The following is a 14,222-nucleotide window of genomic DNA, read 5'->3' on the forward strand; positions in this document are numbered from 1 at the left end:
AACTACATCGACTCTACCAGGTCCTGGTAATAATCCAATCCGAGGTGCGTGATCAGATCTTCGCCCATGATGTGACGCAGCGTGTTTTGAAGCTTCATCAACTGTTTGAAGATGTCATGCTCAGGTTTCAGCCCGGGGGCCGTTTGCGGCGATTTCAGGTAGAAAGACAGCCATTCCTGCACGCCACTCATGTTAGCGCGTTTGGCGAGGTCCATAAACAGGGCCAGGTCTAATACGATAGGAGCTGCCAGGATGGAATCGCGGCAAAGGAAATTGATCTTGATCTGCATCGGGTAGCCTAACCATCCGAAGATGTCGATATTGTCCCAGCTTTCTTTGTTATCGCCGTGCGGAGGATAGTAGTTTATACGGACTTTATGGTACAGTTCGCCGTACAGCTCCGGGTTGATCTCCGGCTGGAAGATCTCTTCGAGTACGCTCAATTTAGACACTTCCTTGGTTTTAAAGTTATCCGGATCGTCCAGCACCCATCCGTCGCGGTTGCCCAGGATGTTGGTAGAGAACCAGCCTCTTACACCAAGTGCTCTTGCGCTGAGACCTGGGGCCACGATGGTTTTCATCAGCGTTTGGCCGGTTTTAAAGTCTTTGCCTGCGATAGGCGTTTCAGTTAATTTCGCAAGCTCTACGATGGCAGGAATATCAACCGACAGGTTAGGAGCGCCATTAGCGAAAGGAACACCTTCTTTAACCGCAGCGTAGGCATAGATCATGCTCGGTGCGATATCAGGGTGGTTATTGTGTAATCCTTCCTCAAAAGCTGCGAGGGTGGTATGTACTTCGGTTTCTTCCTGGTAGATCTCGGTAGAACCGCACCAAACCATTACCAGGCGGCTGCAGTTGTTGGCGGCTTTAAAGTTGCGGATATCGGCGATCAGCTGTTCGGCCAGGTCATATTTTGTGGTAAAGGTCTTTACGTTGGTACCGTCGAGGTTTTTGGCAAAACGCTTGTCGAAAGCAGCGGTCATGGGAACCAGTGCGCTGAGTTCGTCCTTGATCTGGTTTAACAGGGCAGGCTCAAGCACTTTCGCATTGATCGCGGCATCGTACACGTTGTCGCTGTAAACGTCCCATCCGCCGAAAACGATGTCGTTAAGGTCGGTCAGGGGAACGAAATCCTTGATCTTCGGATACTTGTTTTCGGTACGTTTTCCTACGCGGATGTTCGAAGTTTGTGTAAGTGACCCGATTGGTTGTGCAATACCTTTTTTTACTGCCTCTACGCCCGCAATAAAGGTAGTTGCAACAGCTCCTAACCCGGGGATCAGGATACCTAATTTACCTTCAGCAGGTTGTACTGATTCTTTCATATTTATTCTTGTTTACTATTATATTAAATTTACGTTTCCGGCACAGAGAATTTGCAAAAGTAAGATTTTCTTTTGTGTATCAGTTAAGCCATTTGTTTTCTCTATACCATTTAATTGTTTCCTCAAGACCACTTTCCAGGTTATACTTCGGAACAAAATCCAGGTCTTCCTTCGCTTCCGCGATACTGCATACCCAGTTCTCCGCCGTAAGCTCATGCATTTTTTCCTGGTTCAACACCGGCGGAGCGGAGCTGAACGTGTAAGCTTTCTCCATAAAAAATGCAAGGCCTTTTACAAGTACCAGTGGGATATGGAATTTAACGGTCCTTTTATCCAGCAACTTACGGGTAATTTCGCCAAACCTGTATTTATCATACGCAGCGCCGTCGGAGATATTGTAGGCGTTGCCCGCATTTACCGTTTTAGTAAGTGTATTTACGACGATTTCGGCGAGGTCTTTTACATAAACAAAGCTAAGCTGCTGTTTATTCCTGCCGATATAGGGTTCAAATCCGTTAGCGATCGTATTGATCAGGATGAACAGGTCACGCTCACGCGGCCCGTAAACCGCGGTAGGACGAATCACCGTTAACGGTAAGCCGGGAATTTCTGCCAGGTACTTTTCTGCCAGGAGTTTGCTCTTGCCATAAGCGGTAACGGGGTGGGGGGGATGGCTGGAGGATATCGGTGTGGTATCGCCGGCTTTCAAGGGCCCGAGAGCCGCCAGGCTGCTGATGAAAACGAACTTTTTCAGCGGAACGCCCGAAGCCATGGCCGAGGCGGCGAGATTACGGCTGAAATCGGCATTCACCCGGTCGTAATCCTGCTGCGTTTTAGCCCTGGTGAGCCCGGCGGCATGGATGATGTACTGGTATTGGTGACGTTTTAACTCTCTTTCCAGTTGTCCGGGGTCATCAAAAGCGAGGGCGGTAAAGTTTACGGGCGACGATTGCAGGTGGTCGATCCTGCTTGAAGGCCTCACGGCGGCAAATACCTCCAGGTTTTTCTGAAGCGCTTGCTGCACAAGGTGATATCCTACAAAGCCGGATGCCCCGGTAATCAATACCCGTTCCTTCATATCGCCTGTTCGAGTACCCGGTATTTTTTATAGAGCCTGCCGTTTAACTGTTCGATCGCGTGATTCATCACGTAATTGGTTTCCAGCATCCACGAGCATTCCGCGGTTTTCATATTTCCTTTTTTGGAGTTTTTAATGAAATGGCCGTATATACAGGCTTCGATGCCCAGTTTGCGGTATCCCTCATTTACACCTAAACAAAGCACGCGCAAGCCGTTTATCTTTTTCTTGTTCAACAGCAGCTTAAAGATCCCGGTCGGGAGCAGCCGGCCGCGTTTAATGGTTTTCAGGATCTGGTTGATATCGGGAATGGCGAGGCCGAAACCCACGAATTTGCCATCTTTTTCTGCTACCTGGCAGTAATCCGCGTCGAGGATCATCTTGAGATCCTTCGCCAGGTAATCGAACTCTGCTGGCGTCATGGGTACAAAGCCAAGGTTCTTATCCCATGCGGTGTTGTAGAGCTCCCTTAATTTGGCAGCTTCTTCTTTAAAGTTTTTAAGGTTGATCTTACGGATGGTGATACCGCTTCGCTGCAGACGTGTTTCCAGCAGGTCGAGCATCCTAAATGCCTTGTCGTTCTGCTCACCGATGGTGATCTCGTACGCCAGCAGGTCGATCTTCTTGGAAAGGCCGTAATTTTCAAAAAGCGTGTTGTAGTAGGGGGCGTTGTAGGGCATCATCGCCACCGGCGGACGGTCGAAGCCCTCGATAAGGTAACCAAGTACATCGTTACTCGAAAAGCTAGCCGGGCCGATCATGTTGGTAGCGCCCAGTTCCCTGATACGCGCCTTTGCCGCGTCGAGCAGCATATTGGCAGTCTCCTGGTCGTTAATACAATCGAAAAAGCCGAAAAAGCCATCGGTGGTACCGTTAAACTTGTTATGGTTGTTATTCATGATAGCAGCCACGCGCCCGATCACCTTTCCGCCGTCGTACGCCAGGAACAAATCGACCGTAGAATGCTCGTGGAAAGGATGTTTCCCAGGCGTAAGCATATCCTGCTGCGCAATGAACAGTTCCGGTACATAGTTCGGGTCGTCCTTGTAAAGGTCGTGTGGGAAATCGATAAAATGCTTCAGATCTTTTTTCAGATCGGCGCGAAGGACTTGCTTCATATATTTTCTTTCACTAAAGGTACGCTAAGCGCCTTAAAAGCTTTGGAGAGCTTATCGACCGCCTCATCTATCTGGCCGAACGTATGGCTGGCCATGAGTGAAAAACGGATCAGGGAGGAATCTGAAGGAACCGCAGGAGATACTACCGGGTTTACAAACAGCCCGTTCTCCTGGAGTAAATTGGTCACCATAAAGGTTTTTTCGTTATCGCGGATGTAGATAGGCAGGATAGGGCTTTCCGTTCCCCCCAGGTCAAATCCTTCGGCAAGAAGCAATTTCTTTGCATAGTTTGTATTGGCCCAAAGCTTATCGATGATGCCCGGATCCGACTCCACGATATCGATGGCCGCCAGCACACTGGCCACTGAAGCCGGCGTCATGCTCGCGCTGAACAGCAAAGCACGTGCGCGGTGCTTTATATAGTCGATCACATCTTCATCGCCGGCAATAAAACCGCCCAGGGACGCAAATGATTTACTGAAGGTGCCCATGATCAGGTCTACTTCGTTGGTAAGGTTGAAGTGTGACGCCGTACCCGCGCCGTTCATGCCGATCACCCCGAGACTGTGGGCATCATCCACGAAGATGTTCGCGCCAAACTCCTCGGCGATCTCCACAATCTCCGGCAGTTTGACAATATCGCCTTCCATGCTGAAAATACCGTCAACCGCGATCAGCTTGGTAGCCTCTTCGGGAAGCAGGCTCAGTTTTACCCGGAGATCCTGCATATTGTTGTGGGCGTATTTGATCACACGGGAGAACGAAAGCCTGCTGCCATCGATAATGGATGCGTGATTGTATTCGTCGAGGATCAGGTAGTCGTTACGGCCGGTAAGGCAGGAGAGTACGCCCAGGTTCACCTGGAAACCGGTGCTGAAAATAACCGCCGCGGGCTTACCCACATATTGTGCCAGCCTGCGCTCGAGCGCTAAGTGGATATCGAGTGTGCCATTCAGAAAACGTGAACCTGCACATCCTGTGCCGTATTTATCAATGGCCGCTTTTGCCGCTTCTTTGATCTTTGGATGATTGGTTAAGCCCAGGTATGAGTTCGAGCCGAACATAAGCACTTCCTTCCCGTCTATCATCACCCTGGTGTCCTGGCCTGACTCAATGGCACGGAAAAAAGGATATAAACCTTTCTCTCTTAAATCGGATGCATCTTTGAAGGAAGCCACCCGGTCGTGTAATTTTTTACGCATTAACCTTCTGTTATTTCTTCGCAAATTTATTGTAAAGTAACTTAAACAGTATATCTTTTTGTAATCTGCACGTATTTTTATTTGAGAATTTCACAAAGATAAACGATTTATTGCCGCATCTTTTAAGCGGCTGGCGAAGGTAATTATCCTGCTTATTATCCGCCCTTGCCTATCCCCGGCGCATAAAAAAATGACTTACCGATGATCTGTATAAGACGCCCGTCCGCGGCGAAATGTTACCTGGCCAGGAGATAAAATCTACTGCGCTTAATACGACGGATAAAACCGCATTGCCAACGGCCGGCAGCGGAGAATCATGCAGGATTAAAAGAGTTCCGCGGGTATACGCACGGAACTCTTTTTGGGATGGTTATTTAGTAACGATCACCCATTTACCGGCAGCTACCGCCTGGATGTCGTTATCGTACATCGCCTCACAACTGGTGGGTGGCAGGAAGTAACGTCCTGCATATGCGGCGGTAAGCAACACCTGGTAGGTGAGCGTTTGCGCCGGCTGGATGTTAAAGTAAGTCAGCACCCGGTCGTCGCGGATATCCCGGTAGGTATATGGCGACAGCTTAAGCGTTTCGTCGTTCTCAGCAAGCCTTGTATTGATGATCTCCCAACCCGACGGGAAGATCTGTGTGAGCGCCATCTGCTCGTAAACGCTCCTGTTGCCCGGGTTGCGGACGGTCACTTCGGCTACAAAGTCGGTGCCCTGGCGTAAGGCGGCAGGATCGATCCTGGCTCCCGACTGTGTTTTGTAGGCTACATTCATCACCAATATCGCTGGCTTTCTCACCGAAGGAAGTATGGTCCCTGCGGGGGGGCGCCCTTCCGAGATCACTTTCACAAATAACTTTGCGTTGAGCTGGTTCGACGCCGCTATCGTGTTCTTTCCGCCCTTCAATACCAGCGGCGCGCGGTAAACAAAGGAGCCGGTAGACACGCTCTGCACTTTACCGTTAAGCGTATACGTAGCCTGGATCCGCTTGCCCGGCGATGCAATGCCGCAATACTTAGCGATAGCGATCAACGCGTAAGCCGTGGTCTGCGTGCTGTACCAGTTGTCGGTGGCCAGCCTGGCGCCAATAGACACTAACAGCTTGTTTGCTTCGGCACGTTTACCGAGGTAGGTAAGGGTTTCGAGGATGATGGCTTCATCGCGCATGTCGGATCCGTAGGTATATCCCATCTGTTTATAGGGCTTAACATGGTAATCCAGGCCGCGCACCAGCGCGTTTGCCACTTCCGCCTGCCCGATCAGCTTATAGGCGGCTGCCAGCTGCCATTTCGCCGCCGGTGAAAGGTAAGCGAATTCCTTAAGCCTGTTCATCGCACCTATTTCGGGCGACTTGGCAAGGGCAAGCAGGTACAGGCGGTAGGATTGCATGAGGTCGCCGCCGTAGAAATTATTCGTGTTTGGCGCCCACTGGACCGCTTTGCCGCGCTGGTAATTTTTCCATGGTTCCATGAAGCCGGCAGGCAGGCTGTATCCTTTCGCCTGCGCTTCCAGCATGAAGTGCCCCGCATAATTAGTTCCCCATTCGTCGGCGTCGCGCTCACCGGGCCAGTAGGCTAACCCGCCGTCAGCGGTCTGGAAGCCCCTGATCCGGGAGATCCCCGCGCGTACGTTCCGTTCGATAGTGGCTTTCTGCTGCCCGGAGAGGTCGGTTACATTATCAAGCAGCAGTTGCGGAAATACCGAGGAAGTGGTCTGCTCAATGCAGCCATGCGGGTACTGGATCAGGTAGTCGAGCCTTTTCCCAACGTTCACCGGGATGGCGGAAAGCTCGATCGAGGTGCTGCCATTGGCCAGCGGGCTTACGGCGCCCGTCCATTTCTTCCCGCCGTCAAGCTCGGCGCTTACCACCGAAGTGATGAACGGGTTCGGGTTGCGGATCACCAGTTCGGTTTCGACCTGCGTGCGCTCCGTACCGCTTGTAGCGATCACCGTAATCTTTCCAACACCGGTAAGGTTCTTAACTGCGATATCTGCATCGATCATTTTTTCGCCGGGTTTTTCAAAGTCGACTACATAGTCTTTCGCGCCGGAAAGCAGCCCGTTAACTAGCACTCTAACATTAACTCTCCTGATCCGGTTTTCCATGGCAAACAAGGTAACAGGTACCTTGAACGATTCGCCTGGGCCTGCTACACGCGGAAGAGTGGTGAGCAGCATGAGCGGTTTCTTTACCTGTATGGTTTTTTCTGCAGATCCGTAAGCGCCGTTCTCCCCGGCCACTACCATCATACGTACCGAACCGACGTATTGCGGCAATTTAACCTGGTGAATTCTCTTCTCGCCAGGTTCCAGGTGGAAGGGACCGAGGAATTTTACGACAGGTTTAAAGCGGTTAGACTTGGCGGGATCCACATTGCGGTTCATGCCGTCGCCGCCGATGCTCAGGATCCTTTCCAGGTCGCCGCCCCAGGCGCCGATCACGTGGTCGAACAGGTCCCAGGTTTTAACGCCTAATGCTTCGCGGGCATAAAAGGCGCTGTGCGGATCGGGGGTTTTAAAACGGGTAAGGTCCAGCAGGCCTTCATCTACCAGGGCGATGGTATAGGTCATCGGCCTGCCGCCGCTTTCAGAAATCGTTACGGTGCTGGTAGTCTCCGGCCTGAGCACGTCGGCCATGCTGATCACCGGTTTCAGGACGGTTTGGGGATCCGACACCAGCAGCGGGATCACGCCGTACATGCGGATTGGCAGGTCGTTCGCCGTTTGCGAATGCGGCTGCAGCAGCGTAACATTCACATACACGTTTGGCGCCATCTCTTTTTTCGCTTTAAACTTATAGATCGTTTGCCCTTTTTCGGTCTCTATCCACCAGGTTTTAAGTACTTTACTGCCGGTTTCGATACTTACCAGGCCGCGGCCTCCTGCGCTGGAAGGAATAGTAAGAGTAACTTCTTCCCCTGCTTTATAGCTTTGTTTATCTGCGGTGAACGAAAGCATTGCGGCATCGGTTTGGCTGCCTTCCAGCTCGCGCTTCGCGCCGCCGGGCCAATCCATGTACACGGTTTGTCCTGTAACGTGTCCGCTGGTAAGATCTTTTACACGCACCAGGTATCGGCCCCATTCGGGCGAGTTCACCCGCAGGTTCCACCGGCCGGCGCCATTGTTCAGGGTCAACTTTTGGACGGAGATCAGCTTGTTATACCGGTCCTGCGTAAAGTTGCCCAGGTTTTCCTGCTGCTGGTCCCACCACCAGCGCCACTGTATCTTATAAAGTTCAACCTGCACTTCCCGTTTTCCGGCCACCGGTTTCCCTTCCGGGCTAACCGAAACAATAGACACGTTATTGTCGCGGTCAGTATACAGCATTTCCGAAAACCCGACCCCTTTCGGAAACCTGATCCCTGCGTAGGCATCATACATATGGTAGGGAATACTGAAATTATCGATGCTAAAGCCGCCTCCCGGTTCAAACACACGGGTGTTAAAGCTGGCAGTAAGCACACCCGGTGCGGTTGTCGCGGCGCTGATGCCGGTTTCAATATCGGCGGTGCCTGCAGGCGAAAGGCCGCCGTCAAATATGGTTTTAGTCTCGGGCTCGAAGGTACCCGTAGGATCGTCGAATACGTACCCGGAGAAACCGGGGAAACTTGTTTTCCCGGGCTTGAGGGTAACGTCAACTTTCGCTTTCAGGTTCTGCGCCGTTGCGCCGAAAAGCCATTTAGCGGAAAGGGAAGCCTTACCCGGCCCGTCTTTGGTGAGGTAACTGCGGCCGCCGAGATCGAAATTGATCTTCAGCCGGTTAGGCATCACCGTTTCTATCTTCAGCGTTTTTTGGAAAAGAGCGCCTCCCGCCTTGATCCTGGCACTCCAGTTCCCGGTAGGGGCGGTGGATTCCGTAGCCGTATGGAAGCTGTAAAACCCATTTACCGGGTTGCTTTTGATCATTTGCCGGGTAAGCTGTCCCTGCGGGTTATACAGCTCGAATGTGACCGGCATATCGGCGGGCATCTTTTTATCCTTGTCTTCCAGCACGAAGCTCAGGAACAGGGAGTCGCCGGGACGCCAGACGCCGCGCTCACCGTAGATAAAACCTTTGAGACCTTTTTGAACGATGTCGCCATTTACGTTAAAGCGCCCCAGGGGCAGCGAAGAGCCGTCGTCGAGCTTCAGGTAGCCGCGTTCCGCTCCTTTTTGGGCCACCAGCAGGAACGGCTTGCGCTTCAAGCTGAGCTGGGCAAGGCCCTCGCCGTCAGTGGTGATGGTTTGCAGCACCTGGTTCTGGTAGTCGAGCAGGCGGAGCTCCACGCCGCTCATCGGTTTCGTGGTGAGAATATCGGTAGCCGCAATTACCAGGCTGTTGCTGGCGCCTTCTTTGGCGATCAGGCCGATGTTGGAAGCGATCACATTTCGCGATGCCCATCGCCGGCCGGTGTAATAAGATTCGGTACAGGGGTCGTCTTTGTCGGCCCAGCTGTAGTTATCGGGGTAAAAACTGCCATAACGGCTCCAGAAGTCGTCGTCTTCGTCGATATCGCTCCCGGAGTCTGAATAATAGCCATCGCCGTCATATTCATATTCATTGCTGTCCTCAGCTGGCGCAGGTTTCGAACCGTTACATACCTGTAGGGCGTAGGCTTTGCGGAACCCGATGGTGATCCGGTAAATGGCGCCTGGCTCCGTGCGCAGGAGTTTGTCGATATCTAGCGAAAAGCGGTTCTTCTTTCGCAGGTTCAGGTTCTTGTCGGCATCCAGGCGAACGGTTTTCTCGACCACCGGCCTGGCCACACGACGCAGCTCCTGCTCGCCGTCGATCGTATTGCGCTGGAGGTACTGCGGGATATTATTTTCGTAGATCTTGATAATGGTCACATCCACCGCGCTGAGGTTCGACGCCTCGAACGGGAATGTAAGCTTTCCCGCACCCGGCAGGATAATGCCCTTACCCGGGATGCTCACCGAAGGCAGGTGGCTTTCGAAGTTCACGTTCGCCGACATTCCCTTGCCGGTTTTCAGGGCGCGGATGTTTTCGATGCCTTCATTTACCGTAACGGAGTAATTGCCGTTCAACTGATCGGGCGCGTACACTTTCACTTCGCTGCCTTCAATGGTATAACGCAGGTCGGTAACGTTGGCGATCCCGATCAACCCGTTCAGGTCCTGTGCCACCAGTACCGGGTCTGAGAACTGCACGAGCACATATTGATCGGTGTCCTGTACGGCTTTGATATCAAGCACTTTAAAATCAGCGCCTACGGCAGGCACCTCCAGCGAAGTGCTCCCTTTCGCTTCGGCGTCGATCGGATCGCCATCCCAGCTCAGGCTGATCGGTTCAGCGGTCTTCTTACGCGGAATGCTGTCGATGGTGTAGCTCGAAACGCGTGTTTCGGGATCATGTGCCCATTTGATCTTCATCTTCCCGCCTGAATAGCTGCTGGTGAGGACCTTTTCGATCTTCCTGGGATCTTCCGTATCGGCAAACGACAAAGATCCGGTAAGTTTCATATAATCCAGCGACGAGCTGTTGATCGCTTTAAGACCGTCTTCTTTAAATTCCACACCGGGCTTCATCACTTTAAAATCAAAAGCGAATGTTTTCAGCTCTTCGGGCACTTCGGTGATTTTCGCCAGCTCGATGGTGGCATCGTAACGCTTATCGGGGTCGAGGTCTTCATCCGGCCGGAATTCCAGCGTGCGGTCGGTTACCCAAACAGTCTTGCCTTTAATGGACGGGCTGAAGCTGAACACCTCAGGTGCTTCGCCGTTCTGCGGATGCACGAGTGTTACCGAGCTCGCAAACTGCACCCTGATCGGCGATTTTTTGGAGATGGTGCCCGATGTATACGCTTCCAGGAACTGGCTATAGGCAGAATCCGGCTTCAGGTCTTTCTGGAAATAGCGGCAGGCAGGTAAGGTAAGGGCTAATAACAGCAGGAAAACAACTTTGGTGTAGCTATATCGGGTGCCTGGATTTTTCATTAACAAATGGTTAATCTGTTACCAATGTAGGGAACAATTTTCTATCTTTGCCCATGCAGGAAAAAATTATCATTCTCGACTTCGGGTCGCAATACACCCAGTTAATTGCCCGGAGAGTAAGAGAGCTCAACGTCTATTGCGAGATCCATCCGTTTAACCATGTCCCCGATTTTGACGATGCCGTAAAGGGAGTGATCCTTTCCGGAAGCCCGTATTCCGTGCGCCAGGCAGATGCCCCGAACGTGGATTTTAAAGCCATCGGCGATGCGTACCCGCTGCTGGGCGTTTGCTACGGGGCGCAATACATCGCCCTGCATTCGGGCGGCCAGGTTAATCCGTCCTCTATCAGGGAGTATGGTCGGGCGAACCTTAATTTTATCGACGGCGCCAACGCGCTTACAAAGAATATCCCCCTCAACTCGCAGGTGTGGATGTCGCATGGCGATACCATTACCGCGGTACCCGATAATTTCGAGATCATAGCCAGTACCGACACGGTAAAAGTGGCTGCTTACCACGTTAAAGATACCAACACTTACTGCATACAGTTTCATCCGGAGGTAACCCACAGCGTGGATGGCAAACAGCTGCTGGAGAACTTCCTGGTAGAGATATGCGGTTGTTCGCAGGATTGGACACCGGATTCTTTCATCGAAACTACCATTGCGGCACTAAAAGAAAAGATCGGCAATGATAAGGTAGTGCTGGGACTTTCGGGAGGCGTCGATTCGTCGGTTGCCGCCGTGCTGCTCCACCACGCCATAGGAGAGAACCTGCACTGTATTTTTGTCGACAACGGCCTGCTGCGCAAAAATGAGTTCGAAGACGTACTCGATTCCTACCAGCACATGGGCCTGAATGTACGCGGGGTGAACGCGAAGGACCGCTTCCTGGACCAGCTGGCGGGGTTGAAAGATCCTGAGCAAAAACGGAAAGCCATCGGCCGCGTATTTATCGAGGTGTTTGATGATGCCGCGCACGAAGTGCAGGACGTGACATGGCTCGGCCAGGGAACGATCTACCCCGATGTGATCGAATCTGTTTCAGTAAAAGGCCCGTCGGCCACCATCAAGTCGCACCATAACGTAGGCGGTCTTCCTGATTTTATGAAGCTGAAGATCGTTGAGCCGCTCAATACTTTGTTTAAAGATGAAGTGCGCAGGGTAGGGAAAGCGCTTGGAATCGATCCGCTGATCCTCGGCAGGCATCCTTTTCCCGGTCCCGGCCTGGCCATCCGTATCCTGGATGACATCACCCCGGAGAAGGTAGCCATTTTGCAGGACGCCGATGCCATCTACATCAATAACCTGAAAGAAAGCGGCTGGTACGACAAAGTATGGCAGGCTGGAGCTATCTTCCTCCCGGTGCAATCGGTGGGGGTGATGGGCGACGAACGCACCTACGAACACGTGATCTGCCTCCGCGCGGTAAGCTCGGTTGACGGTATGACTGCCGACTGGAGTCACCTACCCTATGAGTTATTGGCCAAGATCTCCAACGAGATTATCAACAACGTAAAAGGTATCAACCGGGTGGTGTATGACGTCAGTTCGAAGCCCCCCGCAACCATCGAATGGGAGTAACGTCCCGCGAAACTATGCGCCATGAACAGCACCTTCGTACGTTTTTAAAGATCCTGGAGCTTTACCCGGCAGATAGTCCTGTCGGGAAGTTCCTGCCCGCCTATTTCAGGCAGAACAAGCAAATGGGCGGGGCCGACAGGCGTTCAGCATCAAGGTTGTTATATACTTATTTCCGGCTTGGCCGGGCCTGTGATGCGCTGCCGCCGGAGGAAAGACTCTTCCTGGCGGAATTTCTATGCAATACCGACAGCGCCTTCCTGGCTCATTTTAAACCGGCGCTTTATGAGAAAGCAGGTTTGCCGCTTCGCGGGAAGATCGGCTGGCTCGAAACGCAAGACTATGGCTTTAAGTTAGCGGACGTTTTCCCGTTCCATACCCATCTTTCCCGCGGGATTGACCGCGAAGCTTTCCTGGCCTCGTTCTTTATTCAGCCGGATCTTTTTATCCGAATTCATCCCGGCAAAGAAAAGAAAGTGAAAGCCGTACTGGATTCGGCAGCTATCACATACTCGGAAGAAGCCCCCGGTACCCTGCGGCTGGAGAACGGCACCAAGCTCGATCCCCTGTTCGCGGATAGCCGCGATTTTGAAGTGCAGGACCTCTCTTCGCAGCAAACCGGCGCCTGGTTTAAGCCTGCCGCGCACGATTACTGGTGGGACGCCTGTGCCGCCTCAGGGGGGAAGTCGTTGCTGCTGTTTAACCAGGAGCCCTCCATAAAGCTGCTCGTTTCCGATATCCGCGAAAGCGTACTGGCCAACCTCGACGAACGTTTCGCGCGCTCGGGACTTACGAAATACCACAAAAAACTCCTTGACCTTACACAGGACCCGCAACCCGTATTACACGACTATCATTTTGATGGCATCCTCCTCGATGCGCCCTGTTCGGGTTCAGGCACGTGGGGACGAACCCCCGAAATGCTCAGCCAGTTCAGGGAAACAGGAATAAGGGGATTTCATGGCCTGCAGGAATCTATCCTGAACAACGTAACCAAATATCTCAAACCGGGGAAACCCCTGGTTTACATCACCTGCTCCGTTTTTAAGGAGGAGAACGAAGACATGGTAGATTTCATTTCAACAACGCTCGGGTTGTCAACTGAATCGTGCCAGGTGATAAAAGGTTATGAGAAGAAAGCGGATACGATGTTTGTGGCGAGATTTGTGCGATAGAAACATTAACTTTGATAGTATCATTTGATGCTATATGAAGCCGCCTTATACCCTTACGCCAGCAATATTACAGTTGATCACACTTCCAACTATTCATGGCCTGGCACCCCGCCTCCGGCACATTAGCTGCACTTCCCTATATCCGGGATAGAAACGTCTAACCCCTACAACCCCGTATTACTCCTGAATAGCTTGATCGCGATCGCCAGTAAGATGATCCCGAATGCCTTCCTGAGCACACCCAGCCCCGTTTTACCCAGCAGTTTTTCGATGCGGTGTGTATTCTTCAGCACGAAATAAACGAATATGGTATTCAGGATAATGCCCACGATGATATTTGCGGTGGCGTATTGTGATTTAAGCGAAAGGAGGGTCGTCATTGTTCCCGCTCCGGCGATCAGGGGGAACGCCAGCGGAACAATGGATGCAGTGGAGCTGATCTCCTCCTCTTTAAAGATCCGGATTCCCAGGATCATTTCCATTGCGATAAAAAAGATCACCAGTGAGCCCGCGATGGCAAAGGATTTAATATCCACATTGATAATGCTCAGCAGCTCGTCACCGATAAACAGGAACACGATCATCAGTATCAATACCGTTATGGATGCTTTCTCAGATTCGATATGCCCTGCCCGCTGACGCACCTGGATGATCACCGGGATAGTGCCGATAATGTCGATGATCGCAAACAGGATCATGGTTACGGAAAGGATCTCACGGAAGCTGAACATGTTAATAGATTAATGCCGGACAAAGGTAGGAATTATACGTTGTACGTTATACGTGGCTGCGCTTTATTA

Annotated in this window: 8 protein-coding genes; 2 read left to right on the forward strand and 6 right to left on the reverse strand. The window is 52.0% G+C overall.

All coding sequences use genetic code 11. The features are described 5' to 3' along the window. Window positions 1-2: 2 nt before the first annotated feature. The 5 genes from GS398_RS13080 to GS398_RS13100 form a co-directional block, all read right to left on the reverse strand. Entirely contained in the window at window positions 3-1,328 is a 1,326-nt protein-coding gene (locus GS398_RS13080) for an inositol-3-phosphate synthase (RefSeq protein ID WP_160907253.1), read from the reverse strand. A 79-nt stretch (window positions 1,329-1,407) separates the two neighbouring features. After that, on the reverse strand, window positions 1,408-2,406 hold the full coding sequence (locus GS398_RS13085; RefSeq protein WP_160907254.1) for an NAD-dependent epimerase/dehydratase family protein: 999 nt from the start codon (window positions 2,404-2,406) through the stop codon (window positions 1,408-1,410). Next, complete coding sequence (locus GS398_RS13090; RefSeq protein ID WP_160907255.1) at window positions 2,403-3,524, reverse strand: hypothetical protein; 1,122 nt, start codon at window positions 3,522-3,524, stop codon at window positions 2,403-2,405. Before GS398_RS13090 ends, GS398_RS13085 begins: the two co-directional genes overlap by 4 nt. Beyond that, on the reverse strand, window positions 3,521-4,726 hold the full coding sequence (gene spt, locus GS398_RS13095) for a serine palmitoyltransferase (protein ID WP_160907256.1): 1,206 nt from the start codon (window positions 4,724-4,726) through the stop codon (window positions 3,521-3,523). The genes GS398_RS13090 and spt overlap by 4 nt, the downstream gene beginning before the upstream one ends. Before the next feature lie 370 nt (window positions 4,727-5,096). After that, window positions 5,097-10,667, reverse strand: coding sequence for an alpha-2-macroglobulin family protein (locus GS398_RS13100; protein WP_160907257.1), 5,571 nt, complete (start codon window positions 10,665-10,667; stop codon window positions 5,097-5,099). 53 nt (window positions 10,668-10,720) lie between these two features. Here GS398_RS13100 and guaA point away from each other — a divergent pair, with 53 nt between their 5' ends. Both guaA and GS398_RS13110 read left to right on the forward strand, forming a co-directional pair. Next, window positions 10,721-12,250 carry a glutamine-hydrolyzing GMP synthase gene (gene guaA, locus GS398_RS13105; protein ID WP_160907258.1) on the forward strand — a complete coding sequence of 510 codons (1,530 nt, stop codon included), beginning with the start codon at window positions 10,721-10,723 and terminating at the stop codon, window positions 12,248-12,250. Next, window positions 12,241-13,422 carry an RsmB/NOP family class I SAM-dependent RNA methyltransferase gene (locus GS398_RS13110; RefSeq protein ID WP_237488188.1) on the forward strand — a complete coding sequence of 394 codons (1,182 nt, stop codon included), beginning with the start codon at window positions 12,241-12,243 and terminating at the stop codon, window positions 13,420-13,422. The genes guaA and GS398_RS13110 overlap by 10 nt, the downstream gene beginning before the upstream one ends. Before the next feature lie 164 nt (window positions 13,423-13,586). Here GS398_RS13110 and GS398_RS13115 read toward each other — a convergent pair whose 3' ends face one another. Continuing rightward, window positions 13,587-14,153 carry a MarC family protein gene (locus tag GS398_RS13115; RefSeq protein WP_160907259.1) on the reverse strand — a complete coding sequence of 189 codons (567 nt, stop codon included), beginning with the start codon at window positions 14,151-14,153 and terminating at the stop codon, window positions 13,587-13,589. Window positions 14,154-14,222 lie beyond the last annotated feature (69 nt).

It is taken from the genome of Hufsiella ginkgonis (genome assembly GCF_009834915.1).
In the GTDB taxonomy this organism is placed as follows: Bacteria; Bacteroidota; Bacteroidia; order Sphingobacteriales; family Sphingobacteriaceae; genus Hufsiella; species Hufsiella ginkgonis.